Here is a 24550-nt window from a genome sequence, read left to right as displayed (position 1 = left end):
CTACTCGTCCTCTTTGTTTTTCGCGTCCGACTTGGGTGCCGTGCGCGCCCGGGCCTGGGCCTTGCGCCGAGCCATGTTGGCCTTGAGCGCGGCCTTGAGCCGGTCGTCGCGGCTCTCTTGGTTCTCGCCGGGCTTTTTAGCGGGTGTTTTGCTGCTCATGATCACCTCTTAAAGGAGGTGGCAAAAACAGTCCAGATTGCGCTTGCGCTGGAGATGATTTGCGTCTAATCACCCGCCCACACGCGACGGGCACCGACCCGACGCACCCGGCGCTGCAGTAGCTCAGTGGTAGAGCACTCCCTTGGTAAGGGAGAGGTCGGGAGTTCAATCCTCCCCTGCAGCACCATCCATCCCAGCAAATCTCTAAACTTTAAGTTTGGCTCATTTCGGCCCCGAGCGGTCCTTGATCCAAGGGTCTGACGCTGCGCCGCAGCTTTCGTATTTCTGCCGTTCGTGCGCCGCGCAGCATTCTCCATCCAGGCAATGACGGCGATGTGGAGCTGAGTTGCCGTTGGATGAATGTCGCCTTGGCAGAACGTATACTTAACACGTAATTTGCGTTACCAATTCCCAATTATTGGGAGGGGAAAGCATGGCTTTGACACTGACAATCATTCATTTCATTGCCTTCAGCTTCGGCATCGGCGGCGGTATCACAAACATGATCATCGGAAAGCGCATTGGCCAGGCTGATGAGGCACTGCAACGAAATCTTGCTGGGATTGCCGATATGATCGGCAGGCTGGTCGCGATCGCTGTTTTGCTACTCTGGCTGACCGGAATTGCGCTTGTCTACCTGTCCTGGGGCGGCTGGTCGGGGCTTCCCAGTTTGTTCTGGGTCAAAGTGGCGGCCGTGCTGGTTCTATCGGTTTGCCTGATCCTGATAAAACGAACGGTTGCGCAGGCAAACCGAAGCGGTAGCGCACCAGACGAGGCCCGAATAGCCCCACTCAGCCTGATGGCAAATCTGTCGGGGCTGATCGCCCTAGTGCTGGCACTTGTAAGTTTTTCCGGTTGAGGCGCTGCATCTCATCTACGCCGAACAAGCCGACCGACGTGCACGGCCCTTACCAGCCATTCATCGTGTCAGGCCACGCCGCAGTGCAGCTTCACCGAACTGGCCATTCGTTGCGCCCGCGAGATCGACGCGTTGCCCGAAGTCGGTAAAGCGGACAGGGACGAGACCGGACATTCGCCGCGCAGTAAAAGATTGTTAAGACGGGGTCACCTCGCACATCGGCCGCAGTAAGGATGGGGCGTGTTGATGCTTAACCTCCTTCGACTTCTGCATCGGCGCACCTCTCGGGGAGCGCGAAACAATTTCCCTTCACTCAATCTTCATTTGTTCAAATCACTGGAATCGGCATATCATCAGTACCGCCGCCCTTTCTCACTGAGCCTCAGGGCGCGTTGTGGTGTCGGGAGGGTATGATGGACGATCCATTTCAAATACAAAGGGAGCTTCGTTATGGCGCACCCGTCTGCGATCAGGTTTTGACGGGGCGGCATTTCACCATTGGGTATTCTTGGTATTTCCGTCAGGCCAAATGGGTATTAGAGATCATCAGACCCAATGAGTCCTTGTTAGACATCGAATATGCAGATGGAGAACGGCTCGATAACTTCCGTCCTGATCAACGCATTCCGAGACGGTTCCGAGCGAGCCTGGAGGCTTATAAGGGCAGTGGATTTGACCGAGGTCATCTCGCCGCCAGTGCCAATTTAAACGAGACTGATATCCAAAACAGTGAGACGTTTCTGCTCTCCAACATGTCCCCGCAGCTGCCCGAATTTAACCGAAAGATCTGGCGTGACCTGGAAATTGCCGTCCGCGAACTAAATGAGTATCACAGTGTGCTGGAAACCTATGTTCTCACGGCGCCAGTCTTTGATTTTGACAAAAAGATCGAGGTCATCGGAGACAAAGACAACAAGTACGGGATCGATATTCCCATTCCCCATGCCTTTGTCAAAAGCGTCCTTGCGGAAAAGAGGAGTGGCGAATTCATTCTGTTGACCTTCAAAATCGACAATGAAGAGCAAAACGCCGATCTGAGCACCTTCTTGGAGAAAACCTATGACGTTGAACAATACGTCGGCGGCCGGTTTTGGGGTCGGGTGTCCGGTGGCGATCTGCATAATCACAAGGAGGTAAAAGGGGAGATGTGGATGAGAAAAGAAGAAATGCTGGGGCCGTGGACCCAGGCAAAACTGTCGGCGCTGAGGGAAGAGCTTGTGGTCGATATCGCTATCATGAGAGGGCTGGATGCGTCCGTGGATGACCGGAAGTCGGATACGATCGAGAAAATTCTAGCTTCGTAAAGAAGCGAATGGTGTTCCTCGTAGATCCTCTCTTAGATCAGACCGCCAACTGGCCCAAAAACTCTGACGACGGATAGTGTAAGTCGATTTTCAGACACTACACCCACGCTGATTATCTTGTAAGTCTTTGTTTTCTTGGGTTTTTGTGGTGCCCGGGGGCGGAATCGAACCACCGACACGAGGATTTTCAATCCACTGCTCTACCCCTGAGCTACCCGGGCACGGGTTCGGGCGAGACGCTCGCCGCTGGGTGGGGGGGTTCTAGAAGAGAGCAGGGGCGCTGTCCAGAGGGATTTCGCAAAAATCTCAATGGGGTTTTGATTGCGAGTCGATGTGGTGCTTTTCGAGCTCATCGAGCGCTTCCGCCTGATCCTCGGGAGAGGTGGAAGCGATCGAATATGTGCCGTTCAGCCATTTCGCCAGGTCCAGGTCGGCGCAGCGTTTGGAGCAGAACGGGCGGTACTTGGGGTCGGTGTCAGAGGCGCAGATCGGGCAGGTCATGAGAAGAGCTCGGACAGAGGTTGGCGGGCACGTTTGCGTTGCAGTTCATAGTGGCCCAGCGGGGTGAAACCGGCAAGCACCGTGTCAATGCCGTCGGCGCGGAGCGACTTGCGCAGCGCGGCTTCGAAACCGCGGCGGTCTTTCTTGGGCATGGGGGCGAGGTCGATCACGATCTGACCGCCGAGACCACGCAGGCGGAGTTGGCGGGGCAGGTCCTTGCTGCAAGCGAAGTTGGCTTTGAGGCCGGCCGCCAGGGAGCTGTCATTGCCGGTGTTGACGTCCACGGCGACAAGGGCGCGGGTGGGTTCGATGATGAGCGAGCCACCGCCGGGCAGGGGGGCTTCCGGATTTTGCAGCATATCGAGAGCATCGAGCACGCCGCAGGCCTCGAAACCGCCGGGTTCCGTAACGATATCAGCGGGTTCGACCCAGTCGCGCCAGGCCAGAAGATGGGGGCTGTCGCCTTCGGTCAAGGCCTCGGGCGCGCCTGTGGCATCGGCCAGAACCGCGGCCGCCAGATCGGCCATGGCGCGGATATCCTCGGCGATCTCGTCGTCGCCCGCCGTCTCGCAGGCCGAGCGCAGGATGAGGCCCATGTTGCTTTCGCCCATTTCGGACTTTGCGATCAGGTGCAGGGCATCGCGCCGCGCATCGTCACGGATCGAGCGCGAGATGTTCAGGCCCGGCGCGTCAGGCGTGACAATGGCAAAGCGGCTCTTGAACAAGAGCTTTTGTGTCACCGGGAGCGCCTTGCCGGGCTCGGCGTATCCGGTCAATTGCACCAGAAGCGTCTGGCCAGGGGCGATGCCCTTGACCTGGCGCAGGAACGCGTTGCCGTCGGGCGTGGAGAGGAAGATACCCCCCTGACCCTTAACGGGCTTTAACGCCTGCGCGCGGTAGATGGTGCCGGGGCGCGGGGCGTCGGTGTCGAACAGGAAATCGGAAAGTTGGCCATCGACCATCAGGGCAGCGGCCTCGTGGCCATTGATATGGTCGAGGATGATTTGGCGACCTTTCATGACTGTCTCCAAAGTGGGTAGCCTGCGGCCTGCAACAGGCCCGCGGTTTCGGCCAGGGGGAGGCCGACAACGGCAGTGAAGGATCCCTGGATCCAAGGAATCAGCGCACCCGCGGGCCCCTGGATACCATAGCCGCCAGCCTTACCCTGCCAGTCGCCGGTGGCGATGTAGCCGTCAAGCTCCTGATCGGACAGGGTTTTCATTTTGACCAGAGTGACCACGTCGCGTTCCCAGACGCGGTCACCGTGTTTCACGGCAACAGCGGTTATCACCCGGTGACGGCGGCCGGACATGGCGCGCAGGAAGTCGCGGGCTTCACCCGCGTCTTCGGGCTTGCCCATGATGCGGCGGCCAAGGGCGACGGTGGTGTCGGCGCAGAGCACGATGTCATCCGTCTCGGCGAGAACAGCCGCCACCTTTTCACGCGCCATGCGGGCGCAATAGGGGCGCGGCAGTTCGGATTTATGGGGCGTTTCGTCGATCTCGGGTGGGCGGATGTCATCCGCCACCACCCCGATCTGTGCAAGCAGTTCAACCCGGCGCGGGCTTCCCGATCCGAGGATAAATTGCATGATTACAGTCGCTTACTTGAAGCGGTAGTTGATCCGACCCTTGGTCAGATCGTAAGGCGTCATCTCAACCTGGACCTTGTCGCCAGCCAGAACGCGGATGCGGTTCTTGCGCATCTTGCCTGCCGTGTGTGCGATGATGGTATGGCCGTTTTCCAGCTCGACCAGGAATGTCGCATTGGGCAGGAGTTCCTTCACGACACCGGGGAATTCGAGCAGTTCTTCCTTGGCCATGTTATCTCCTTGGTTAAAGCCTTTTTCGAATTTCCCCTGACGGGAAAGGCGGAAAAGGCCCACTTCATCTTAGTCGTTGTGAGCGTTTTGTCTTTTCTATGCTTCTCATATTAAAGGCAAAACGCTTTGCATAGCCTGCCAGTTTTGCAGGCGCGGCCTAGATGGGCCTTTTTGCGCTGATTTTCAAGGGAATTCTGCGTGGGCGCGGCAATAAGCGGGTTCCGGGCGGGGCACGGGAGGTTAATGGAGAGTTGTTCCAGCGTTCCAGGGGGTTAACACAGTTTTTCGCGAAAAACCCGGGGTGCTGGTATCCGTCTGCTTTTTGTCGGGTATCTGTCTGGCGTCCGGTGGTGCAGGGATATCTTGGGAAACGGGTTAATGCGCCGCACGGTGAAAAGTCTGAAAATGCGGGCCAGGGTGACGTCACGCCCCCACCCTTGCGCCAACAGGCAAAGCCTTTCAGAATACGCTCCAAGGGAAAACAGACGGGGCCGACAAACCGGCCCCGGCAAGGGGAGAGAACCGGATGACATTCGCCACGCTGCAAGACACGCTCGACATGACCAACGAAATGCCGTGGGAGGAGCGCGAGGTTCCGACCACGATCTACCAGATGTTGGCGGAGACGACGAAGAAATTCCCCAACCGCTCTGCGCTCAGCTATCAGTTGATGTCGGGGCCAGACGATCCGTCCGAGACGCTGACGTGGCAGGAGTTTCATGACCAGGTTTGCCAGGCGGCGAACCTGTTCCGCTCGCTGAAAGTGAAAAAGGACGACGTTGTTGCGCTGGTCATGCCGAACACGACCGAAACGGCGGTGGCGATGCTGGGCGCGATGATCGCGGGGATTGCCAACCCGATCAATCCGCTCTTGGAGCCCGAACAGATCGGCGCGATCCTGCGCGAGACCAAGGCCAAGGTGGTGGTGACGCTGCATGCCTTCCCGAAAACCGACATTGCCCAGAAGACCGCCGAGGCGGTGCAGCACGCGCCAGGCGTGAACACGATCCTGACCGTGGATCTGAACCGCTATCTGACCGGTTTGAAGAAGTTCATCGTACCGCTGATCCGGCCCAAGGTGGAAAAGGATCACCACGCGGACGTGCTGCGCTTCAATGCCGAGATCGCCAAGCAGCCGAAGACGCTGAGCTTCGAGGACGTGAGCGAGGACCGGGTGGCGGCGTATTTCCACACCGGTGGCACCACCGGCATGCCCAAGGTGGCGCAGCACCTCAATTCCGGCATCATCTACCAGGGCTGGATTGGCGATACGCTGCTTTATACCGAGGAAGACAGCGTGATGTGTCCGCTGCCCCTGTTCCACGTGTTTGCCTGTCACGTGATCCTGATGGCGGTGATCAAGTCCGGCGCGCATGTGGTGTTCCCGACGCCGGCGGGTTATCGCGGCGATGGGGTATTCGATAATTTCTGGAAGCTGTGCGAGCGCTGGAAGACCACCTTTATCATCACCGTGCCGACCGCCGTGTCGGCGCTGATGCAGAAGCCGGTGGATGGCGATGTGTCGACGGTGAAAAACGCGTTCAGCGGCTCGGCGCCGATGCCGCTGGAGCTTTTCAACCGGTTCACGTCTTCCACGGGCATCAACATCATCGAAGGCTATGGTCTGACCGAGGCAACGGTTCTGGTCAGCTGTAACCCGGTCGACGGTGAAAAGAAGGTGGGCTCGGTTGGGATTCCGTTCCCCTATACCGACATTCGCATCATGGAAGATGGTGACGAGGGTCCGGTGGAAATGGCCACCGATGTGGTGGGTGAGATCTGTGTCTCGAACCCGGGGGTTTACGAGGGCAACACCTATACTGAGGCGGCGAAGAACCGCGATCTTTATCACACGATCGGCAATCGCCAGTATCTGCGCACGGGTGACTTGGGCCGTGTGGACGCGGATGGCTATCTGTGGATCACGGGCCGGGCCAAGGACCTGATCATTCGCGGCGGGCACAACATCGACCCGGCCGAGATCGAGGACGCGCTTTTGGCGCATAAGGACGTGGCCTTTGCCGGGGCCATCGGACAGCCGGACAGCCATGCAGGCGAGGTGCCTTGCGCCTTTGTCGAACTGGTTGAAGGGGCGACGGTGGATGCCGAGGCTCTGTTGGAACATGCCAAGGTACATATCCACGAGCGCGCCGCCTTCCCGAAACATGTCGAGGTTCTGGGCGAGCTGCCGAAAACCGCGGTGGGCAAGGTGTTCAAGCCGGATCTGCGCAAATCTGCGATCACGCGGGTTTATAACGCGGCGCTGGACAAGGCCGGTGTTGCGGCACGGGTTGTCGCGGTGATCGACGACAAGAAGCGCGGGCTGGTGGCCCAGGTCGAGATGAACGGCGCAGGCGAGGCGGATGTCGGCGGTGTTCTAGGGTCGTTTACACGGCCTTGGGACGCGGTTTGAAACGCGCCTGGAAAGTGAAATCAAAAGCCCCGCCGGAGTAATCCGGCGGGGCTTGGCATTTCGTGGGGGTCGATCGCTCGAGGAGATCGGTTGAGACCATGCCGCGAACGCGTGGTATCGTGTCAAAGTAATCATGCGGTTATCGGGAGGTTTGTTTGCAACGATTGATCGGAGCACTTGTGTTGATGCTGGTCGCCGACCCGGCATTGGCCGACACGCAAACGAAATGGATGACCGAAAAACAGCTGCACCAGCATGTTGCCGGCCAGATGAGTGGTGGCAAGGCCTATGGCGTGGTCATTGAATGTTCCGAGACACGCGGCAAGGCGGTGTTTCGCATGACCAAGCGCAAGTTTGACGGCACGCCGCCATTTCATCGCTGGCAATGGGTCCATGGCGCGGCCAGCAAGTTGGGTGATGTTATCGGCGCATTGCGGCTGAAATCACGTCCCGAGCTGAAATACCGGATCGTGCAGCGGCACGACTATTATGACGGCAAGGGACGAAAAATGAGTTGTGCGTTACTGTATCGGTAGGGCGTTCAGGCCGCCTTGCCGGTGGTTTCGGGGAAGTCGCCATCGTTGCGCAGGTCGCGCAGCCGGTCCAGATCGTCGATGTGAACAATCCGGTGGCTGGGCGAGGTTACGCCGTAAGGTTTGAGCCTGTTGAATGCGCGAGACAGGCTTTCAGGCTTGATGCCGAGAACACCGGCAATCAATTTGCGTTCGAACGGGAGGTCCACGCAACAATTGCCGGTATCGCAATCCGCTTCGTTTTCGGATGCCAGGCACAGAAGGAAATCGGCCAGGCGTTCCCACGATGAACTGGTCTTGAGCTGTTCGACATGGTTGATCATGGCGTGCATATGGCTCGCGGCGGCGGCCATGATCGCGGTGCTGAGCACGCGGTAACAATCGTCACAATCACAGACACCGCGCAGGTCGATATGCTGTACGCGGCAGGCGGTGACCGCGTCGACGGTGGCGCCGCAATTGCCCCCCAGCAGGGCTGCTACTTCGTCAAAGCTGCTTCCGGCGCTCAGCGTGGTGATCACTGCTTCTTCGCCCTCCGGCGAGATTCTGTAGAGCTTGACCCAGCCTTCCTGAACGATCTTGAGCGTGGTCGGGCCGTCGCCCTGAAGGCAAATGGTGCTGCCGGGCGCATAGCTGACGACACGTGTATTGCGCCGGAGCTTGGCACGCAGCTTCTCCGGGAGGTGATCTAACAAATCCGTACTCGTTGCTCGAACCATTCCACCATCAAGCATGTTTTGATCTCCTGTTCGAAGATTCGACCTTATAGGCAAACAGGTTGATACGAATTGACGCAGATCATGGTTCCAGTTTGATGTAGATCAAGGTTGCTACAGGGGTGCCGCAGGAGCGTGAGGCCGGAGATCCGGGCAAATGCGGTCGAATTCTTGCATGCGTGCCATGGTCGAAAGTGCAATCATTCGGCATGGCATTCCAGGGTGAACCGGCCTGTGGAGCGGGCGGCTTGGTGAACGAAAATTGGGAGAGGTGGACATGGAAAAACCGGACGCAATCATCATCGGGGCGGGCGTGATCGGAGCCGCAGTGGCATTGGAACTGGCGCGCAAGGGATGGAAGACGCTGAGCCTTGATCGGCACAAGGCCGAGGGGCATGGGTCAACCGCAGGGTCCTGCGCCATCATCCGGATGCACTATTCGACGCTGGATGGCACTGCTTTTGCCTGGGAGGGGTATCATTACTGGCGCGATTGGGCCGAGTACCTGGACCTGCCCGAAGGTGAGGCGCTTGCCGAGTTCCGCGAATGCGGCTGCCTGGTGATGAAGACGGAGGCCAATGATTTCATGGCCAAGCATATCGAAACCTCGCGGGCGCTTGGCATCCCGATGGAAGAATGGGATGGAGAGCAGATCATGGCAAAGTTACCGGTCTATGCTCTGGACTGTCACGCCCCCGCAAAGCGGATGGATCAGGACGGTTTCGGCGAGCCGACAGGAGGCAAGATCAACGGGGCGGTTTATTGGCCCAACGGCGGTTACGTGAACGATCCGGCGCTGTCGGCGCAGAACTTGGCTGCGGCGGCGCGCAAGGCAGGGGCCGAGTTTCGGCTGGGAGTCGAAGTTGAGGCCGTGTTGCAAGCGGACGGGCGCGTGCGCGGCGTCCGGCTTGTAGGTGGCGAGGAGATCGAGGCACCGGTGGTTATCAACGTGGCCGGACCGGGATCGCGGGTGGTGAACGAGATGGCTGGCGTGACCGGCGACATGACGATCGAAACCCGGCCACTGCGCCAGGAAGTGGTGCATGTACCAAGCCCCGAAGGGTTTAGCTTTGAGATCGACGGGATGATCGTCAGCGACAGTGACATTTCCTGCTATTGCCGCCCCGAGCATGGCAATCACATCCTGATAGGCAGCGAAGACCCGGAATGCGATGAGCATCAGTGGGCGGACTCGGATGTCGAGTTCAATCGTGATTTCACCGATCAATGGACGACGCAGGCAATGCGCTATGCCCAAAGGGTGCCGAGCCTTGGTATTCCAAATCGGACACGGGGGGTTGTGGAGCTTTACGACGCGTCGACCGACTGGATCCCGATCTATGATAAGTCGTCGCTTCCGGGGTTCTACATGGCCTGCGGGTCGAGCGGGAACCAGTACAAGAACGCACCCATCGCGGGCCGGATGATGGCGGCGCTGGTCGAATACTGCGAGGCTGGGAACGATCACGACGCCAAGCCGCTGCAATACACGCTGCCCTATATCAGGCGTCAGATCGACGTGGGGTTCTATTCGCGCAAGCGGGAGATCAATCAGGACTCGAGTTTCTCGGTTCTGGGGTGAACGGTGGGCAGGTTGCCCGCCCTACCGACGCGCCGTGATGTAGTTGGCCAGGGCCTTGGTTTCATCTTCTGTGAAGCGCAAGCCGAGCTTGGTGCGGCGCCAGAGAAGGTCGTCGGTGGTTTGCACCCATTCCCGTGCGATCAGCCAGTTGATCTCGGCCTCGTAGAGGCCGTGGCCGAAATGGTTGCCGGGGCCGTCCACGAAGATTGTTTGGGCCTCGGTGCCATAGGCGCGGATCAGGCGCTGGGCAGTCTTGGCGTCGGCCCAGGGGTTGGCGGCGCGGAAATCGGCGATGAGCCTGTCCACGCCGTTCACCGGGAAATCGCCGCCAGGCAGGGGCACACCCGCGGTCCAATCACCCGGCAGGGCGGGGAAAATGGGTTTGAGGGCGTCAAGCGCCTCTTCGGCGAGCTTGCGGTAAGTGGTGATCTTGCCGCCAAAGACGTTGAGCAGCGGTGCGCCGGTGCTTTCATTGAAGTCCAGCACGTAATCGCGGGTGGCGGCTGAGGCGGAACTTGCGCCATCGTCAAACAGGGGCCGGGTGCCGGAATAGGTCGAGACCACGTCATCGGGGGTGACTGGCTGGGCGAAATACCGGGCGGTGAAGTCGCACAGGTAGTCGATTTCATCCTCGGAACAGCGCGGGGGCGTGTCGGGGTCGGGGTGGTCGACATCGGTGGTGCCGATCAGGGTGAAGTCCTGTTCGTAGGGAATGGCGAAGACGATGCGCCCGTCGGGGCCCTGGAAAAAGTAGCATTTGTCGTGATCGTAGAGGCGCCGGGTGATGATATGCGAGCCGCGTACCAGGCGGATGGCGTTGCGGGTCGGTTGGTTCAGAACGTTCGCGATGACGTCTGCAACCCAGGGGCCGGCCGCGTTGACAACGGCGCGGGCGTGGACGATGCGGACCTCATCGCTGCTTTGCAGGGTGACCTGCCAGCCATTCTCACCGGGGGTCGCAGCGACAACGCGGGTGCGGGGCCGGATATGGGCACCGCGGTTTTGCGCGTCGCGCGCGTTGAGTACCACCAGACGGGAATCCTGGACCCAGCAATCGGAATATTCGTAGGCCCGGGTCAGATGCGGTTTGAGCGGCGTGCCCTCGGGGGTTTTTGTGAGGTTCAGCCGGGTGGTGCCGGGCAGGATCTTGCGCCCACCCAGGTGGTCATAGAGGAACAGGCCAAGGCGGATCAGCCACGCCGGACGGCGGCCCCTGAGCCAGGGCATGGTGAAACGCAGCAAGCGCGAGGTGAGTGTATCGCTGTCGAAGCGCATGTCGGGCGAGAGGGGCAGGACAAACCGCATTGGCCAGCTGATATGGGGCATGGCGCTGAGCAGGACTTCGCGTTCGATCAGGGCTTTGCGCACCAGGCCGATCTCGAAATACTCAAGATATCTGAGACCACCATGGAACAGCTTGGTCGAGGCCGAGGAGGTCGAGGAGGCAAGGTCGTTCTGTTCGGCCAGGACGACCGACAGACCACGGCCCGCGGCGTCGCGGGCGATGCCGACGCCATTGATGCCGCCGCCGATGATCAGGAGATCGACCGTGTCGTTCATTTTACGTCCCTCGCCTGTTCGAGATAGGCGAGCCGGGTGGGGGTGGCAAGGGCTGGATTAAGGGGCCAGCCCCGTAATTTCGCCAGGATGTTTTCTTGTCAGACGAAGCTGGGGATCAGGTTTGTGTCGGGGTGGCGAGGTCGGCAAGGATGGGGCAGTCGGGGCGGTGATCGCCGGCGCAGGCGTCGACGAGATGGGACAGGGTGGCATGCATCTCGTTCAACTCGGCGATCTTGGATTCGATCGAAGTGAGATGAGCCTGAGCGAGGGATTTGACATCGGCCGACGCACGGGTCTGATCCTCGTAGAGCGTCATCAGGGTGCGGCAATCGTCAATCGAGAAGCCAAGTGAGCGGGCGCGGCCCAGGAAGGAAAGCTTGTGCAGGTCGGTGTCTCGGAAGCGCCGGTAGCCATTGGCAGAGCGGTTTGGCGCGACGAGACCGATATCCTCGTAGTAGCGGATGGTTTTGGCGGGCAGACCGCAGGCGTTTGAGACCTCTCCGATATTCATGTGGCGTCCTTCTGAATGGGGGATTTGGCGTTGCGCAGGCGCAGGGCGTTGGAAACGACGAAGACCGAGCTGAGCGCCATGGCGCCAGCGGCGAGCATGGGAGACAGTTGCAGGCCAAAGAGCGGGTACAAGAGACCCGCCGCCACGGGGATCAGCGCGGTGTTATAGGCAAAGGCCCAGAACAGGTTCTGGCGGATGTTGCGCATGGTGGCGCGGCTGATCGCGATGGCGTTGACCACGCCGGTCAGATCGCCGCGCATCAAGACCACGTCGGCGGCTTCGACCGCGATGTCGGTGCCGGTGCCGATGGCGATGCCGATATCGGCAGAGGCCAGCGCCGGGGCGTCGTTGATGCCGTCACCGACGAAGGCCAGTGTTTCGGTATCCGTGTTGAGGGCGGCCAGCGCCTTGACCTTGCCGCGCGGCAGAAGCTCGGCCTCGACATGGTCGATCCCGGCTTCGCGGGCGATGGCATGGGCGGTGGGCGCGGCATCGCCGGTGATCATCGCGGTTTTGAGGCCCATGTCGTGCAACGCGGCGACGGCGGCGCGGGTGGTGGGTTTCAGAGGGTCGGCCACGGCGATAAGCGCAGCGATTTCGCCGTCGATTGCGGCATAGAGGGGTGTTTTTCCGTCTACGGCGAGGGTGGCGGCCTGATCTTCCAGTTCGCCAAGTGCAATTTTTTCACGGGCCATCAGACGGGCGGCGCCGACAATCACGCTGTGGCCGTCGACCGTGGCGCGGATGCCGAAACCGGGTTGGGCGCGAAAGTCCTGCGCGTTGGGCAGCGGACCGCATTCGGCGCGGGCCGTGGCTTCGATGGCGTGGGCGATGGGGTGTTCGGACTGGGCCTCGACCGCGCCGACAAGGCGCAGCAGGTTCGCCCGGTCGAACCCGTCGGCAAGATGCAGGTCGGTCAGGGTGGGTTTGCCCAGGGTCAGCGTGCCGGTCTTGTCAAACGCGATGATGGTGGCGGATTGCAGCGCCTGCAGCGCATCGCCCTTGCGGAACAGCACTCCCAGATCGGCGGCACGGCCGGTGCCGACCATGATCGACGTGGGCGTCGCCAGGCCCATGGCGCAGGGGCAGGCAATGATCAGCACGGCAACGCCGGCCACCAGCGCATGGGTCAGTGCCGGGGCGGGGCCGACGGCGAGCCAGATCAGCAAGGTCAGCGTGGCGAAGCCCATCACAACGGGCACGAACCACAATGTGATGCCGTCGACCAGGCTTTGAATCGGCAGGCGCGCGCCCTGGGCGTCCTGCACCATGCGCACGATCTGTGACAGCGTGGTGTCACGGCCGACGGCGGAGGTGCGGATGCGCAAGGCGCCGGTGCCGTTGACGGTGCCGCCGGTGACGGGGTCGTCCTGGGTTTTTGCAACCGGCAGGGGTTCGCCGGTGATCATGGATTCGTCAATATGGCTGCTGCCTTCGGTCACGACGCCGTCGGCGGGGATACGGGCGCCGGGGGGAATGAGCACGATGTCATCGAGCACAAGTTCGTCGGCGGGGATTTCCCGCTCGATTCCGTCGCGCAGAACCCGGGCGGTTTTCGGGGCAAGGTCGATCAGCCGGGCGATGGCCTGACCGGTGCGGCCCTTGGCGCGGGCCTCAAGATAGCGGCCAACAAGGATCAGGGTGACGATCACGGCGGCGGATTCGAAATAGACCGCGCGGCTGGCAGCGGGCAGGAGTGCCGGGAAGAAGGTGACCACGGTGGAAAACAGGAAGGCCGCGCCGCTGCCCATGGCGACGAGCGAGTTCATGTCGGGGACGCGCCGCAAAAGGGCGGGAATACCCTTGGTAAAGAAACGGCGGCCAGGGAAGGTGAGGACAAGGGCAGTGAGCAGAAATTGCAGCATCCATGACACCTGTTGCCCGATCGTGGCGGCAACCCAGTGATGCAGCGGCGGGTAGAGGTGGCCACCCATTTCGATTAGGAACACCGGCAGCGTCAGCGCGGCGGCGATCATCACGTCGCGGCGCAGGGTTGCGGCCTCGGCCTCTTTGCGGGCCCCCATGTCGGGCGGGGCGGAGGCATCGCGCAGATGGGCGGTGTAGCCGGTGGAGGCGGTCGCGGCGAGCAAGTCGGCAGGGGTAATCATGCCGTCGAAATAGTGCACGGTGGCCGTTTCGGAGGCGAGATTGACATTGACCTCGGTCACGCCGGGCAGGGCGGCGAGGGCCAGATCAACACGGCCAACACAAGAGGCGCAGGTCATGCCTTCGATTTCCAGCACGGCGCGGGACGTGCGGGCGGGGAACCCGGCGCGATCCAGCGCGATGGCCACGCTGCCCGGGGTGGCCGGTGTAGCCAATTGCAGGTCGGCGCTTTCGGTGGCGAGGTTGACCTTGACCTCGGTGACACCGTCGAGTTCTTCCAGTGCCTTGGTGGCGCTGCCAACGCAGACGGCGCAGGACATGCCCTGAATGGACAGGTGGAGGTCGGTATGTATGGTCATTTTGTGGCCTTTGGGTAACGTGTTGGAATGGATATAAACCCTCCAGTCACGGGAAGGTCAAGGGGGCGACTTGACGTTTTGTGCGGTAATGGCCCAAGACAGTGACAAGTGGAATGAGGAGGCCAAGACATGGCGAAATACAGTGTTCCGAAAATGAGTTGTGGCCATTGCACCGCTTCGATCGAGGACAAGGTGCTGGACGCCGATGAGGGGGCCGAAATCCAGTTTGATCTGGAAACCCGCACCGTCGTGATTGAAAGCGTGCTGGATGAAGCAGGCGAACTGGCCGCGATCAAAGAGGCCGGCTTCGAGGCCAGCGCAGTCTAAGCGTGCTTCAGATCGGCGGGGTCGATCCGACCGACTGGGGGATGGCCCCCAAGACCCTGCGGGCTCTGATGGTCAGATGCAGAGGCGGCGTTTGGACCGGCCCTTTCGCGGTGGCGTTATCCTGTCAGTGGAATGGCCAGGCGCGAGAGGTAGCCCGGCAGGTCGCGGGCCGGAATGATGGCCTGGCGTACCAGCTGGTCGAAATGCGTCGTGAAGGCCGTGACCCGTTCGGTGTCGCGGAAGGCGAGATAATTGCGCCCCATGTAAAGCACCGCGAGCTGGGTGCCGAAAACCGTGATCGGCGCGGAAAACAGGCGGCGGGCATCGAAAAGATAGAGCCGCAGGCGTGGATAAAGCTGATCATGCAAGTCGGCGAAATGGCTGAGCTGCGCGAGGCGAAGATCGACGGAGAGGTCGCGGTAATAACCCTCGCCGTTGGCGAAGCTGATCATCTCGTGCAGGGGCAGGGCGATTTCATAGTCGGATTGTGAATTGCGCATCCAGTCGAGCCGGTCCTGCGAGGCGCGGATGGCCTGATCAGTGGTGCGGCCAAGGTGGGGTGAATACTCCCATTCCAGCATGGCGCGGGTTTTCAGCATGTCCGGGAGCGCAGCAGGAACATGGCGGATCTTCATACCGGCCGCTTCTTCGTGCCAGTCAAAGATCTGTTCATCGACGAGCGCGCGTTCGGCCTGGGTCAGGGTGAGTGAGGTCGCCAGAAGGTCGGCGGCGGTTTCGGGCCGGTCAGAGAGTGACAGCAACCAGTCTGCCGAGACGCCAAGAGCGCTGGCGCATTCGCCGACCACCTGCGCGTTGGGCAGGCGGGCGCCGTCGCCTTTGAGCAGTTGCGAGATGGTTGAGCGATCAACGCCGACGGCGCGAGCCAGAGCACTTTGCGAGGTGCCGGAATGCTGCATGGCCTGAGCGAGGCGGTTGCGAAACTGGCTGGCCCGTATGCGTTTGTCGAGTTTTGGTATCATATGGTGATATTTATCACCAATGCAGAGAAATGTTAATCATTTCCCGAATGGGCGGCGTGGCTGCGGGGTAGTAACGGTTTTGTGACCAACCGCATGGAGACCTCATGGACAGCCCGCGACGCAGTATTGTTAAAGCCCTGTGCTGGAACCTTTTGGGTTTTGTCTCGATGAGCCTTGTCGGGCTGGCGATGACCGGGTCGATGGCTATTGGCGGTGCCATGGCGGTGATCAACACGGCTCTGGGATTTACCCTGTACCTGTTCTACGAGCGGCTTTGGGCGCGGATCGGGTGGGGCCGCCATGTTTAGGACCGGACGCTTTGAATGGCCGACATGGGTGCTGTTGGCGCTGACCTACCTGGTCTGGGCGCTGGGCACGACATGGGCGGCTGGTGCGTGGTTGCCGCTGAGCATGGTGCTGGTCACCCTGAGCGCGGCGCAGCACAGCTCGTTGTGCCATGAGGCGCTGCACGGGCATCCGACACGCTGGGCCCGGGTGAACGAGGCGCTGGTGTTTCCGGCACTAAGCCTTCTGATCCCGTATCAGCGATTCCGTGACACCCATATCGCGCATCACAATGACGAGATTCTGACCGATCCCTATGATGATCCGGAAACCAACTTCCAGGATCCGGCGGTCTGGGAAAGCCTGCCGGGGTGGACCAGGCTGATCCTGCGGATCAATAACACGCTGGCCGGGCGCATGGTGCTGGGCCCGGCGATTGCGCAGGGGGTGTTCATGCGCGCTGACTGGCGGGCCATTCGCGCGGGCGACCGGGTGATCCTTGCCGGGTGGATGTGGCATGTCCCGGCGGTGGCGGTGGTGATCTGGTGGGTGGCGCGGTTCGGACAGATGCCGGTGTGGGCATTTCTGCTGAGCAGTTATGCGGCTCTGTCGATCCTGAAAATCCGCACCTACCTGGAGCATCGGGCGCACCCGAGCGCCAAGGGGCGCACGGTGATCATCGAGGATCGCGGGCCGCTCTCGCTGATCTTTCTCAACAACAATTACCACGTGGTGCACCATGCCCATCCGGGCATGGCGTGGTACGAACTGCCAGCCCGGTATGAGGCGGATCGCGAGGCGTATCTGGAGCGCAACAAGGGGTATTACTACCGCTCGTATGCGCAGATTTTCCGGCGCTATTTCTGGCATGCCAAGGACCCGGTGCCGCATCCGCTCTTTCGTGCGGGCGAGTGACATGCGATAGGGCCTGATGGCCTGGATCTTCCTATCAATTGCGGCGGCGGCGTTTCAAACGCTGCGTTTCATGCTGCAAAAGACCCTGAGCATGGGGAGATTGTCGGCGGGCGGTGCGACATTGGCGCGGTTTTTCTACTCGGCGCCTTTCGTGGCGACTCTGGCCGCGGGGTACTGGCTCTGGTCCGGGGTCGAGTGGCCAGGCTATTCAAGGCTTTTCTGGACCTACGCGTTGACCGGCGGGTTGGCGCAGATCCTGGCGACCTGGTGTGTGGTGGCACTGTTTGCCCATCGCAATTTTGCCGTGGGGATCACCTTCAAGAAGACCGAGGTGATCCAGACCGCAATAATTGGATTCATCGTGCTGGGGGACATGGTGTCGAGCGCCGGAATGGTGGCGATCCTATTGGGGCTGGTGGGCGTTCTGGTTCTGTCGGATGGGACGGGCGGCGGTGGTCTGCAGCGGTTTTTCAACCGGGCCGCCGGGTTGGGGCTGCTTTCGGGGTTGTTCTTTGCCGTCTCGGCGGTGGGTTATCGCGGGGCGACCCTGGAAATTGGCAGTGAAGATCCGTTCCTGCGTGCGGTTCTGGCGCTTGCCGCAGTGACGGTGAGTCAGACAATCGGGCTCACGGTCTGGCTGATCTGGCGGGAACCGGGTGAGATGGGACGGGTGATCGCGGCGCGGCGCACGGCGGTGTGGATGGGGATCACCGGCATGGCCGGGTCGATCTGCTGGTTCACAGCGTTTACGCTGCAGAACGCGGCCTATGTGTTCGTGGTCGGGCAGATCGAAGTGGTGTTTTCGATTGCAGCCAGCGTGCTGTTCTTCGGTGAGAAAATTGCGCGCAAGGAATACCTCGGCATCGGGCTGTTGACCTTCAGCATCCTGGCGTTGGTGATTTTGGGGTGAGGCGATGGACGACGCGTCACCGCCGTTTGCCCGCGCTAGGGCGTGCAGGCGGTAAGAAACGCAGGGCTTACACCCGCTTGCCGCTGCTCCACATATTGCTGTTCCGTTAGCGGATAAAACTGATTTCCCAACGGCGTGTTGAGTAGGCAGTAATAGTATTCTCTGGACGGCGGGGCGACAGATGCGGCGATATTGTCGGGTTCGTAGTTCAGATCGATGCGCCCACCTGAATTTGTGGTTCCGTACATCCGGCCGTATTGATCGACGTTGCAGCGTGGATGAACAGCTTTTACGCAACGCTGAAGGTTGGCACGCCATTCTCTGACATAGGCTTGAATTGTTGGATCGTCCCAAGGTCCGGCAACCATAGATTACTCCTCTCAAAAATAATTCAGCACAAAAGTGCGCGAATTATATCATCCAGGCACCTTTCGTGGAAGTCCGGGCAGATATCGGCATGACCAGGCTAGGTCAGGATATCTGGGAGTATCGAGACAGAAGTGGCGGTGCTCCGGAGAGTGGCGAAACCCCACCTTTTATCAGTCGTGGGAAATTTCCTTGCCCGATAGGGGCCCGCGGCCCTTGAGGCGCTGAAACAGGCTTTCCTCTTGCGCGTTGTTGAAGAAGGGAACGTTCATCGGTGGTTCGGTGTTATGGGCGCGCGCCGCAACCTCGGCCAACACCACTTCGGTGATGAAGGGCAGGTCGAAATCGCGCGCCTGGTCGAGGCCGATCCATTGCAGGTGGCTAAGCTCGTCATGGGCGGCGGAGAAATCATCGAGGTCGTTGGCGATCTCGTCTGCGTCCACCAGGAAGAAACGCGCATCGAACCGGCGCGGGCGGCCTTTGGGGGTGATGGCGCGGAAGACGAATTGCAGCGGGTGCGCATCAGGCAGGTAGCCCAGATCGGCAAAGCCCTGCCAGTCCACCGGTGGGGGACTGTCCCAGCTGCGCTTTTGGCCCAGGATCAACCCGGTTTCCTCCCACAGCTCGCGAATAGCGGCGGTGGCAAGGGCGTGGGTGTAATCCAAGGGCGCATCCTGCAGCAGACGTTCGCGGCAGACCTGTGGCATGCGCCGCGCCAGCGGCACACCATCGTCGTCGTGGTCGACCGCGCCGCCGGGGAAGACGAACTTGTTGGGCATGAAAGCAGCCTTTGCCCCGCGCTGGCCCATCAGCACGCGCGGGGTGGTCAGCCGGTCGCGCAGCACGATCACGGTGGCGGCGTTGCGGATCGCCGATCTGTCAGTTGTGGTTACCCCGAGGGTATTGCTCATGCCCGTGTCTCGCTTGCTCTTGCGCGAAGGGGCAGATCAGGCGAAGTCGTCAGCGTCGCCCTTGCCGAACCCGTGCATTTCGCGGGCCCATTGGAACCCGATCATCGCGCCTTTCAGTCTGGGCAGAAGGTATAGCGAGAGCGTGATACATCCAATAGCGAAGATGGTGAAAAGCGTCAGCGGCTCGGGCCGCCACGTGGAAAAGACGAAATGCAGCATCGGCGCCATCAGGTGGCCGACGATCAGGATGGTCAGATAGGCCGGGCCGTCGTCGGCGCGCTGGTGGTGCAGCTCCTGACGGCAGACCGAGCAATCGTCATGCACCTTGAGATAACCCTTGAGCAGCGGGCCAGCGCCGCAATTGGGACAGCGCCGACGCCAGCCGCGCCGCAGGGCGGGGCCAAGCGGACGGGTGTAGATTTTGGTGGCGCCGTCGTCATTTCCTGGCGGGCCATCCGGCCCGGTTTCGCGGGCTGGTTGGGTGTGATCAATCATGGGTGTCCTCGCGTTTGAATGAACCAATGGCGGGAAAATGCGCGTCTGAGAAGGCTGCGGATTGTCCTTGCGTCGCGATGTCGCAAAACCCTCGCCCGTCCAATGGCCGTGAAAAAAGTTGCGATGTTCGCGACGGAAACCCTGCCTGCTTCCGTAGAAGTCCATGCAAGCGGGTGGAAAACCCGATCCGAGCCCGAGGGGCGAACACAACAAACGAAGTTGGAGAATTGAGACATGAAAAGCAATATCCTGATCGCCGGTGTGGCAGCAGCAAGCCTGATCGCAACCGCAGGTATGGCAACGGCCTTTGGCAACAAGGGCGGCGAGCGCATGGGCCCGCGTGGCATGATGCCGAGCTTTGAAGAGCTTGACACCAACGCCGATGGCAAGGTGACCAAGGAAGAAATGCAGGCGCATCGCAAGGCCATGTTCGACAAGGCCGACACAAACGGTGACGGCAAGCTGTCGACCGAGGAAATGACTGCCGCCGCCGAAACCCGCAAGGCGGAACGCATGGCCAAGCGTCAGACGCGGATGCTGGAGAAGTTCGACACTGATGGCGATGGCGCGCTGAGCTTTGAGGAAATGCCGGGTCAGGGTGATCGCGCCGGCAAGATGTTCGACCGGGCCGATGCCGACGGTGATGGTGCCATCACCAAGGACGAGATGGCCGATATGGGCGGCAAGATGGGCAAGCGCGGCAAGCAGCAACTGCGCAAGAACTGCAACTGACCCAGGTGATCGAGACAGGGTTCCGGGCCGGCATGGGGCTGGCCCGGGGTAGAGTTGGCCGCGGCTGTTCATGACGGGCAATTGCGGGAAGGCGGGGAACGGGATACGTCACGGTTGGAATGACAATGCCGCTTGACACTCATGCTGACGTGCCCGACGAGGCGCTGCTGACGCTGTTCGCCAATGGTGACGGGGCGGCGGCGCAGGCGTTGACACATCGGTTCACGCCGGTGGTCATGGCCCATGCCTTTCGGTTGCTTGGCGACCGGGCCGAGGCCGAAGACGTGGCGCAGGAGACCATGTTAAGGTTATGGAAGATCGCCCCCGAGTGGCGGCGCGGCGAGGCAAAGGTGACAACCTGGCTCTATCGCGTGGTGGCGAACCTGGCCACCGATCGATTGCGCAAACGCGGGCGCGGCGCGGATGGTCATGGCCCGGCGCTGGATGACGTGCCCGAACCGGTTGACGGGGCAATGAGTGCCGAGGAGCGCTTGCAGACGCAAGCCAGGGCCGATGCATTGCAGGGCGCGCTGGACAAGCTGCCCGAACGGCAACGCCAGGCGGTGGTGCTGCGCCATATTGAGGGTTTGGGCAATCCGGAGATTGCCGAGGTCATGGCGATCAGCACCGAGGCAGTGGAAAGCCTGACCGCACGGGGCAAACGGAGCTTGAGTGCGGCACTGGCCGGGCGACGAGACGAACTGGGGTATGGGGATGACTGAGATGAACGACAAACACGACTTGGACGATTTCTTTCAGGCAGCGCAAAGCGCACAGGCTCCGGCATCCGAGGCGCTGATGGCGCGGGTGATGCAGGATGCTCTGGCAGTGCAGGCGGAAAACGCGGCCCCGGCAGGTGTCCCGTCGCGGGGCGGTCGGACGGGTGTGTTCACCGGGCTGTTTGCCGCGCTGGGCGGATGGCCGGCGATGGCGGGCCTTGGCACGGCGGCGGTAGCGGGCCTGTGGATCGGGTTCAGCCCGGCGTTGGGCCTGGGCGATGCGGTCAACACCGCGTTGGGGGTGCAAAGCACCGATACCTTGTTCGGCGATTATGCCACCGGCTATGATTTTGCCTTTGAAGAAGGGGATGCGGGATGAGTGAAAAATCGCAAGACAACGGTGCGAAGCCGAAACTGAGCCGCAAGCTGCGGGTGGTTCTCTTTGTATCGCTGGCGCTGAACCTTCTGGTCGTGGGTCTGGTGGTGGGCGCCGGAATGAAACACCGCTTTGGCCCGGATGGGCGCGGGGGGCATTTCGACCGGCCGGGCGGCGCAATGATTGCCGCGCTCGACCGCCAAGAGCGCCGGGCGCTGGGTAAGGAAATGCGCCGGAGCCTGCGCGACGCGCGGGGGCAGGATGGAGCCAAGAGGATTGATTACAACGCGGTGATTGCGGCGCTGACGGCGGACCCCTATGAACCGGACGTGGTTCGTGCAGCGGTAGATATCCCGATCCGACGGTTACAGGATCGCGCCGAGATGGGCCGCGACAAATTGCTGGCGCGGCTGGAGGCGATGAGCCTCGAGGAACGCAAGGCCTATGCCCAGCGATTGCGCGAGGTTCTGGAACGCGGCCCACGCCGAGAGTGGGGCAAGCCGGGCGGTCATCGGGACTGACATTCATTCGAAATCAAAAGATAGGCCTGATCCCCGAAAGGGTCAGGCCGCCGAACGTGCGTCAGAGAGTGTGACTTGGTTGCGACCATGGGCCTTGGCACCGTAAAGCGCTTTGTCGGCCTGGTCGAGCACCCGCTGATGCAGCGCAGGAACGGTCGCGCCCGCCGCGAGATCCGAGGCCAGCGCCACACCGATACTGACCGTGACCCGCAACGGTTGGGCGTGGGTGTTGACAGGAAATCCGGTATCACGGACAGCGCGGCAGATCCGCTTGGCGGCCATCTGGGCGGCGCTGCGTGTGGTATCGGGCATGACGATCAGGAATTCCTCCCCACCGATCCGGGCGACGAGATCATCGCGGCCGGCAGATTTTTCCAGGAGCCGAGCCAGCCGCATCAGAACAGTGTCCCCGGCGGCATGGCCAAAGCGGTCATTGATTGCCTTGAAATAGTCCACGTCGATCACCATTGCGGCAAAATCGCTTCCGGTTTGCGCGGCGCGGTCTGCAATGGCCCGCATGTGCGGCATCGCATGGCGGCGGTTGTATAATCCGGTCAGCGGATCGGTCAACGCCGCGCGCAGCCCGTCGCGCATATCCGCGCGCAATCGTTCAAGCGTGCGTTTGCGGGTGACCTGCCGGTGCAGGCGCAAGGCAATTTCGCGCGGTTGGAACCCTTCGGTCATGACCCCGCTGGCGCCTCGGTCGAGCGCGTCCGAAGCCAGCCGTTCGATCTTCTCGGGCGCCACGGAGCCCTCCTCGATCAGCACCAGGATACCGGCATGGCGGGTATCGGGTTTGGCCCGAAGGTCGGCCAGAAGCTGTAGGCCGGGTTCGACCGTGTCCGGCGACAGGATCAGCGCCACGGCTTCAGGCGGCGGGGCTTCGGCCAAGTGTCGCAATGCATCCTTGAAATGCAATGCAGTGAACGCACCCGGCAAAGCCCGCTCCAGCTTGTAGCGCCAGGCAACGGCGCATCGTGCATTGGGCCCGATTACGGCGACGCGGTCAGGGTGGGCAAACTGTTCGGGGTCCTCGGACAGGCCAAGGGCGCGGTTGGCGCCTTCCCGAAGCGTAAGGTCTTCGGCGGTTTCCCGGTGTCGCAGAAGGCTGCGCATGCGGGCCAAAAGCAGGTGGTTGGCATAGGGTTTCAGCAGGATGTCATCTGCCCCTGCCGCCAGGATGCCATAGCGAAAATCGGGGTCGCGTTCGACGGTTTCGACGAGCAGGGAGGTTGCCCGCGTTTGCGAATTCTGGCGCAAGGCGGCTGCAAATTCGGCCGCGGTCATGTCGGGCAGATGCCCGGCACAGATCACCAGGTCCGGGCGCAGTTGTCGTGCCGCTTGCAGCCCGGACACACCGGTCGTGGCTTGCACGACCTGGTAACATGCTTTGGCCAGCTTGACCTTCATCACGACCCGATTGGTCGCGATTGTGTCGACGATGAGAACCTTTCCCGGCATCGACAGTTCTCCTCCGTGCTTGATCTTTGCTCAGTTACGTGTCTCTTGTGTCCGGCACATCATTCCACCACAGTGGTTAACAAATCCTTTCCGGGACCAATCAAAATGTCGATGTCGCAGGAAGCTGCCGAAACGATCGCACTGCAGGCGCTGGGCTGGCTGGCCGGCAACGCGGATTTGTTGCCGGTTTTCCTGGGCTCGACCGGCGCGGTGGTGGATGACCTGCGCGAACGGGTAGGGGACGCGGATTTCCTGGGATCGATACTGGATTTCGTGATGATGGACGACGCCTGGGTGACGCAGTTCTGCGACACGGCGGGGTTGAGTTACGAGATGCCGATGATGGCCCGGGCGGTGCTGCCCGGCGGCAAGAAGGTCTATTGGACCTGAACGGTCCGGGGCGGTAGCGGATGGGGACGCGCATGGAGCTGGACGGGCTGATTTTCGACAAGGACGGGACCCTATTCGAGTTCGCCGCCACCTGGGAGGCCTGGGCGGCAGCGTTTCTGAGCCGGGCCTGTGGCGGGGATCGGGACCGGGCCCGCGAGTTGGGCACGCTGATCGGCTTTGATTTTGAAAATCAACGCTTTGCAACCGACAGTATCGTGATCGCCGGCACCGCCGGAGAAATCGCCGACGCGCTTTTGCCGGGGTTGCCGGGGGTGGAGAAGGGCGGGTTGTTGACCATCCTGAACGAGGAAGCGGCCCAGGCGCCACAGGCCGAGGCGGTGCCGCTGGTACCCTACCTTGAGCGTTTGAAGCAAGCCGGATTACGGCTGGGCGTGGCGACCAATGATGCGGAAATGCCGGCCAAAGCCCATTTGGGCAAGGCCGGGGTGGACGGGCTTTTCGAATTCGTCGCCGGGTTCGACAGCGGTTTTGGTGGCAAGCCCGCGCCGGGGCAGTTGAATGCGTTCCTCGAGACCACGGGACTGGCAGCCGAGCGGGTGGCGATGGTCGGCGACAGTACCCATGACCTCGAGGCCGGGCGGCGGGCGGGGATGCGCACCATCGCGGTGCTGACGGGCATGGCGCAATGGGCCGATCTCGAAGGGTTGGCGGATGTGGTTCTGCCGGATATCGGGCATATTCCCGAGTTGCTCGGGTTGAGTTAACGCCGGGTATGC

29 protein-coding genes and 2 tRNA genes are annotated in these 24550 nt (G+C 61.3%); 16 read left to right on the top strand and 15 right to left on the bottom strand.

The window, feature by feature from the left end:
* Nucleotides 1-159, bottom strand: coding sequence for a hypothetical protein (locus RXV86_RS07140; RefSeq protein WP_316298709.1), 159 nt, complete (start codon nt 157-159; stop codon nt 1-3).
* Nucleotides 160-271: 112 nt separating this feature from the next.
* Between RXV86_RS07140 and RXV86_RS07135 the strand changes: the two genes are divergently transcribed.
* From RXV86_RS07135 to RXV86_RS07125, 3 genes are all read left to right on the top strand, one after another.
* A tRNA-Thr gene (locus RXV86_RS07135) sits at nt 272-346 on the top strand.
* 246 nt (nt 347-592) lie between these two features.
* Nucleotides 593-1018 (top strand): hypothetical protein, encoded by a 426-nt coding sequence (locus tag RXV86_RS07130; RefSeq protein WP_316298707.1) that lies wholly within the window; start codon nt 593-595, stop codon nt 1016-1018.
* Nucleotides 1019-1431: 413 nt separating this feature from the next.
* Nucleotides 1432-2322 carry a DNA/RNA non-specific endonuclease gene (locus RXV86_RS07125; RefSeq protein ID WP_316298705.1) on the top strand — a complete coding sequence of 297 codons (891 nt, stop codon included), beginning with the start codon at nt 1432-1434 and terminating at the stop codon, nt 2320-2322.
* A 146-nt stretch (nt 2323-2468) separates the two neighbouring features.
* Here RXV86_RS07125 and RXV86_RS07120 read toward each other — a convergent pair.
* The 5 genes from RXV86_RS07120 to infA all read right to left on the bottom strand — a co-directional run bounded on the left by RXV86_RS07120 (nt 2469) and on the right by infA (nt 4645).
* Nucleotides 2469-2543: transfer RNA gene (locus tag RXV86_RS07120), tRNA-Phe, on the bottom strand.
* An 85-nt stretch (nt 2544-2628) separates the two neighbouring features.
* Nucleotides 2629-2823: a DNA gyrase inhibitor YacG gene (locus tag RXV86_RS07115; RefSeq protein WP_316298704.1), complete on the bottom strand. Its 195-nt coding sequence runs from the start codon at nt 2821-2823 to the stop codon at nt 2629-2631.
* Nucleotides 2820-3842 (bottom strand): ribonuclease E/G, encoded by a 1023-nt coding sequence (locus tag RXV86_RS07110; protein ID WP_316298703.1) that lies wholly within the window; start codon nt 3840-3842, stop codon nt 2820-2822. The genes RXV86_RS07115 and RXV86_RS07110 overlap by 4 nt, the downstream gene beginning before the upstream one ends.
* Nucleotides 3839-4414, bottom strand: coding sequence for a nucleoside triphosphate pyrophosphatase (locus RXV86_RS07105; protein WP_316298702.1), 576 nt, complete (start codon nt 4412-4414; stop codon nt 3839-3841). The genes RXV86_RS07110 and RXV86_RS07105 overlap by 4 nt, the downstream gene beginning before the upstream one ends.
* Nucleotides 4415-4426: 12 nt before the next feature.
* Nucleotides 4427-4645 (bottom strand): translation initiation factor IF-1, encoded by a 219-nt coding sequence (gene infA, locus RXV86_RS07100; RefSeq protein ID WP_008186030.1) that lies wholly within the window; start codon nt 4643-4645, stop codon nt 4427-4429.
* Between the two features lie 526 nt (nt 4646-5171).
* Between infA and RXV86_RS07095 the strand changes: the two genes are divergently transcribed.
* Both RXV86_RS07095 and RXV86_RS07090 read left to right on the top strand, forming a co-directional pair.
* Nucleotides 5172-7058 (top strand): acyl-CoA synthetase, encoded by a 1887-nt coding sequence (locus RXV86_RS07095; RefSeq protein WP_316298696.1) that lies wholly within the window; start codon nt 5172-5174, stop codon nt 7056-7058.
* Nucleotides 7059-7213: 155 nt separating this feature from the next.
* Nucleotides 7214-7594, top strand: a complete 381-nt coding sequence (locus tag RXV86_RS07090; protein ID WP_316298694.1) for a hypothetical protein — start codon at nt 7214-7216, stop codon at nt 7592-7594.
* 5 nt (nt 7595-7599) lie between these two features.
* On the opposite strand, the gene RXV86_RS07085 is transcribed toward RXV86_RS07090, so the two are convergent.
* Complete coding sequence (locus tag RXV86_RS07085; RefSeq protein WP_316298692.1) at nt 7600-8325, bottom strand: Crp/Fnr family transcriptional regulator; 726 nt, start codon at nt 8323-8325, stop codon at nt 7600-7602.
* Between the two features lie 259 nt (nt 8326-8584).
* On the opposite strand from RXV86_RS07085, the gene RXV86_RS07080 reads away from it, so the two are divergent.
* Nucleotides 8585-9889: an FAD-dependent oxidoreductase gene (locus tag RXV86_RS07080; RefSeq protein ID WP_316298691.1), complete on the top strand. Its 1305-nt coding sequence runs from the start codon at nt 8585-8587 to the stop codon at nt 9887-9889.
* Between the two features lie 21 nt (nt 9890-9910).
* Here the strand turns inward: RXV86_RS07080 and glpD are convergent, their stop codons facing one another.
* From glpD to RXV86_RS07065, 3 genes are all read right to left on the bottom strand, one after another.
* Nucleotides 9911-11449, bottom strand: a complete 1539-nt coding sequence (glpD, locus tag RXV86_RS07075) for a glycerol-3-phosphate dehydrogenase (protein ID WP_316298690.1) — start codon at nt 11447-11449, stop codon at nt 9911-9913.
* A 115-nt stretch (nt 11450-11564) separates the two neighbouring features.
* Nucleotides 11565-11960 (bottom strand): Cu(I)-responsive transcriptional regulator, encoded by a 396-nt coding sequence (gene cueR / locus RXV86_RS07070; RefSeq protein ID WP_316298688.1) that lies wholly within the window; start codon nt 11958-11960, stop codon nt 11565-11567.
* Nucleotides 11957-14425, bottom strand: a complete 2469-nt coding sequence (locus RXV86_RS07065; protein WP_316298686.1) for a heavy metal translocating P-type ATPase — start codon at nt 14423-14425, stop codon at nt 11957-11959. Before RXV86_RS07065 ends, cueR begins: the two co-directional genes overlap by 4 nt.
* A 129-nt stretch (nt 14426-14554) precedes the next feature.
* Between RXV86_RS07065 and RXV86_RS07060 the strand changes: the two genes are divergently transcribed.
* The gene (locus RXV86_RS07060) at nt 14555-14752 is read left to right on the top strand and encodes a heavy metal-associated domain-containing protein (RefSeq protein ID WP_316298684.1); all 198 of its coding nucleotides are present in this window, start codon (nt 14555-14557) and stop codon (nt 14750-14752) included.
* Nucleotides 14753-14868: 116 nt separating this feature from the next.
* On the opposite strand, the gene RXV86_RS07055 is transcribed toward RXV86_RS07060, so the two are convergent.
* Nucleotides 14869-15732, bottom strand: coding sequence for a helix-turn-helix transcriptional regulator (locus RXV86_RS07055; protein ID WP_316298681.1), 864 nt, complete (start codon nt 15730-15732; stop codon nt 14869-14871).
* A gap of 104 nt (nt 15733-15836) precedes the next feature.
* On the opposite strand from RXV86_RS07055, the gene RXV86_RS07050 reads away from it, so the two are divergent.
* Genes RXV86_RS07050 through RXV86_RS07040 form a run of 3 tightly spaced genes read left to right on the top strand, consistent with a single transcriptional unit; the run spans nt 15837 to nt 17842 of the window.
* Nucleotides 15837-16040 carry a DUF2061 domain-containing protein gene (locus tag RXV86_RS07050; protein WP_316298680.1) on the top strand — a complete coding sequence of 68 codons (204 nt, stop codon included), beginning with the start codon at nt 15837-15839 and terminating at the stop codon, nt 16038-16040.
* Nucleotides 16033-16932: a fatty acid desaturase gene (locus tag RXV86_RS07045; RefSeq protein ID WP_316298679.1), complete on the top strand. Its 900-nt coding sequence runs from the start codon at nt 16033-16035 to the stop codon at nt 16930-16932. Before RXV86_RS07050 ends, RXV86_RS07045 begins: the two co-directional genes overlap by 8 nt.
* 13 nt (nt 16933-16945) lie before the next feature.
* Nucleotides 16946-17842, top strand: coding sequence for a DMT family transporter (locus RXV86_RS07040; RefSeq protein ID WP_316300198.1), 897 nt, complete (start codon nt 16946-16948; stop codon nt 17840-17842).
* A gap of 35 nt (nt 17843-17877) precedes the next feature.
* Here RXV86_RS07040 and RXV86_RS07035 read toward each other — a convergent pair whose 3' ends face one another.
* The 3 genes from RXV86_RS07035 to RXV86_RS07025 all read right to left on the bottom strand — a co-directional run bounded on the left by RXV86_RS07035 (nt 17878) and on the right by RXV86_RS07025 (nt 19614).
* Entirely contained in the window at nt 17878-18210 is a 333-nt protein-coding gene (locus RXV86_RS07035; protein WP_316298677.1) for a hypothetical protein, read from the bottom strand.
* A gap of 171 nt (nt 18211-18381) precedes the next feature.
* Nucleotides 18382-19119, bottom strand: coding sequence for an NUDIX hydrolase (locus RXV86_RS07030; RefSeq protein ID WP_316298676.1), 738 nt, complete (start codon nt 19117-19119; stop codon nt 18382-18384).
* A 36-nt stretch (nt 19120-19155) separates the two neighbouring features.
* A complete protein-coding gene (locus RXV86_RS07025; protein ID WP_316298675.1) occupies nt 19156-19614 on the bottom strand; it encodes a DUF983 domain-containing protein in 459 nt (152 codons plus the stop codon).
* Between the two features lie 234 nt (nt 19615-19848).
* Between RXV86_RS07025 and RXV86_RS07020 the strand changes: the two genes are divergently transcribed.
* The 4 genes from RXV86_RS07020 (at nt 19849) to RXV86_RS07005 (ending at nt 21962) form a co-directional block, all read left to right on the top strand.
* The gene (locus RXV86_RS07020) at nt 19849-20346 is read left to right on the top strand and encodes an EF-hand domain-containing protein (RefSeq protein WP_316298673.1); all 498 of its coding nucleotides are present in this window, start codon (nt 19849-19851) and stop codon (nt 20344-20346) included.
* A gap of 119 nt (nt 20347-20465) precedes the next feature.
* Complete coding sequence (locus tag RXV86_RS07015; RefSeq protein WP_316298672.1) at nt 20466-21068, top strand: RNA polymerase sigma factor; 603 nt, start codon at nt 20466-20468, stop codon at nt 21066-21068.
* On the top strand, nt 21061-21444 hold the full coding sequence (locus RXV86_RS07010) for a hypothetical protein (protein WP_316298671.1): 384 nt from the start codon (nt 21061-21063) through the stop codon (nt 21442-21444). Before RXV86_RS07015 ends, RXV86_RS07010 begins: the two co-directional genes overlap by 8 nt.
* The gene (locus RXV86_RS07005) at nt 21441-21962 is read left to right on the top strand and encodes a periplasmic heavy metal sensor (RefSeq protein ID WP_316298670.1); all 522 of its coding nucleotides are present in this window, start codon (nt 21441-21443) and stop codon (nt 21960-21962) included. Before RXV86_RS07010 ends, RXV86_RS07005 begins: the two co-directional genes overlap by 4 nt.
* 42 nt (nt 21963-22004) lie before the next feature.
* Here the strand turns inward: RXV86_RS07005 and RXV86_RS07000 are convergent, their stop codons facing one another.
* The gene (locus RXV86_RS07000) at nt 22005-23423 is read right to left on the bottom strand and encodes a diguanylate cyclase (RefSeq protein ID WP_316298669.1); all 1419 of its coding nucleotides are present in this window, start codon (nt 23421-23423) and stop codon (nt 22005-22007) included.
* A 105-nt stretch (nt 23424-23528) separates the two neighbouring features.
* Here RXV86_RS07000 and RXV86_RS06995 point away from each other — a divergent pair, with 105 nt between their 5' ends.
* Entirely contained in the window at nt 23529-23813 is a 285-nt protein-coding gene (locus RXV86_RS06995) for a DUF3572 domain-containing protein (RefSeq protein WP_316298668.1), read from the top strand.
* Nucleotides 23814-23833: 20 nt separating this feature from the next.
* Entirely contained in the window at nt 23834-24538 is a 705-nt protein-coding gene (locus RXV86_RS06990) for an HAD family hydrolase (RefSeq protein ID WP_316298667.1), read from the top strand.
* The last annotated feature ends 12 nt before the right edge of the window (nt 24539-24550 follow it).

It is taken from the genome of Aliisedimentitalea sp. MJ-SS2, assembly GCF_032586155.1.
In the GTDB taxonomy this organism is placed as follows: Bacteria; Pseudomonadota; Alphaproteobacteria; order Rhodobacterales; family Rhodobacteraceae; genus JAWHTC01.
Note: the sequence above shows the minus strand (reverse complement) of the source record. Positions and strands in the feature narration are given on the sequence as shown.

What these genes read in the sequence shown, in the direction of transcription:
- RXV86_RS07140 (WP_316298709.1), bottom strand. Translation starts at nt 159, where the DNA reads ATGAGCAGCAAAACACCCGCTAAAAAGCCCGGCGAGAACCAAGAGAGC.
- RXV86_RS07130 (WP_316298707.1), top strand. Translation starts at nt 593, where the DNA reads ATGGCTTTGACACTGACAATCATTCATTTCATTGCCTTCAGCTTCGGC.
- RXV86_RS07125 (WP_316298705.1), top strand. Translation starts at nt 1,432, where the DNA reads ATGGACGATCCATTTCAAATACAAAGGGAGCTTCGTTATGGCGCACCC.
- RXV86_RS07115 (WP_316298704.1), bottom strand. Translation starts at nt 2,823, where the DNA reads ATGACCTGCCCGATCTGCGCCTCTGACACCGACCCCAAGTACCGCCCG.
- RXV86_RS07110 (WP_316298703.1), bottom strand. Translation starts at nt 3,842, where the DNA reads ATGAAAGGTCGCCAAATCATCCTCGACCATATCAATGGCCACGAGGCC.
- RXV86_RS07105 (WP_316298702.1), bottom strand. Translation starts at nt 4,414, where the DNA reads ATGCAATTTATCCTCGGATCGGGAAGCCCGCGCCGGGTTGAACTGCTT.
- infA (WP_008186030.1), bottom strand. Translation starts at nt 4,645, where the DNA reads ATGGCCAAGGAAGAACTGCTCGAATTCCCCGGTGTCGTGAAGGAACTC.
- RXV86_RS07095 (WP_316298696.1), top strand. Translation starts at nt 5,172, where the DNA reads ATGACATTCGCCACGCTGCAAGACACGCTCGACATGACCAACGAAATG.
- RXV86_RS07085 (WP_316298692.1), bottom strand. Translation starts at nt 8,325, where the DNA reads ATGCTTGATGGTGGAATGGTTCGAGCAACGAGTACGGATTTGTTAGAT.
- RXV86_RS07080 (WP_316298691.1), top strand. Translation starts at nt 8,585, where the DNA reads ATGGAAAAACCGGACGCAATCATCATCGGGGCGGGCGTGATCGGAGCC.
- glpD (WP_316298690.1), bottom strand. Translation starts at nt 11,449, where the DNA reads ATGAACGACACGGTCGATCTCCTGATCATCGGCGGCGGCATCAATGGC.
- cueR (WP_316298688.1), bottom strand. Translation starts at nt 11,960, where the DNA reads ATGAATATCGGAGAGGTCTCAAACGCCTGCGGTCTGCCCGCCAAAACC.
- RXV86_RS07065 (WP_316298686.1), bottom strand. Translation starts at nt 14,425, where the DNA reads ATGACCATACATACCGACCTCCACCTGTCCATTCAGGGCATGTCCTGC.
- RXV86_RS07060 (WP_316298684.1), top strand. Translation starts at nt 14,555, where the DNA reads ATGGCGAAATACAGTGTTCCGAAAATGAGTTGTGGCCATTGCACCGCT.
- RXV86_RS07055 (WP_316298681.1), bottom strand. Translation starts at nt 15,732, where the DNA reads ATGATACCAAAACTCGACAAACGCATACGGGCCAGCCAGTTTCGCAAC.
- RXV86_RS07050 (WP_316298680.1), top strand. Translation starts at nt 15,837, where the DNA reads ATGGACAGCCCGCGACGCAGTATTGTTAAAGCCCTGTGCTGGAACCTT.
- RXV86_RS07045 (WP_316298679.1), top strand. Translation starts at nt 16,033, where the DNA reads ATGTTTAGGACCGGACGCTTTGAATGGCCGACATGGGTGCTGTTGGCG.
- RXV86_RS07035 (WP_316298677.1), bottom strand. Translation starts at nt 18,210, where the DNA reads ATGGTTGCCGGACCTTGGGACGATCCAACAATTCAAGCCTATGTCAGA.
- RXV86_RS07030 (WP_316298676.1), bottom strand. Translation starts at nt 19,119, where the DNA reads ATGAGCAATACCCTCGGGGTAACCACAACTGACAGATCGGCGATCCGC.
- RXV86_RS07025 (WP_316298675.1), bottom strand. Translation starts at nt 19,614, where the DNA reads ATGATTGATCACACCCAACCAGCCCGCGAAACCGGGCCGGATGGCCCG.
- RXV86_RS07020 (WP_316298673.1), top strand. Translation starts at nt 19,849, where the DNA reads ATGAAAAGCAATATCCTGATCGCCGGTGTGGCAGCAGCAAGCCTGATC.
- RXV86_RS07015 (WP_316298672.1), top strand. Translation starts at nt 20,466, where the DNA reads ATGACAATGCCGCTTGACACTCATGCTGACGTGCCCGACGAGGCGCTG.
- RXV86_RS07010 (WP_316298671.1), top strand. Translation starts at nt 21,061, where the DNA reads ATGACTGAGATGAACGACAAACACGACTTGGACGATTTCTTTCAGGCA.
- RXV86_RS07005 (WP_316298670.1), top strand. Translation starts at nt 21,441, where the DNA reads ATGAGTGAAAAATCGCAAGACAACGGTGCGAAGCCGAAACTGAGCCGC.
- RXV86_RS07000 (WP_316298669.1), bottom strand. Translation starts at nt 23,423, where the DNA reads ATGCCGGGAAAGGTTCTCATCGTCGACACAATCGCGACCAATCGGGTC.
- RXV86_RS06995 (WP_316298668.1), top strand. Translation starts at nt 23,529, where the DNA reads ATGTCGATGTCGCAGGAAGCTGCCGAAACGATCGCACTGCAGGCGCTG.
- RXV86_RS06990 (WP_316298667.1), top strand. Translation starts at nt 23,834, where the DNA reads ATGGGGACGCGCATGGAGCTGGACGGGCTGATTTTCGACAAGGACGGG.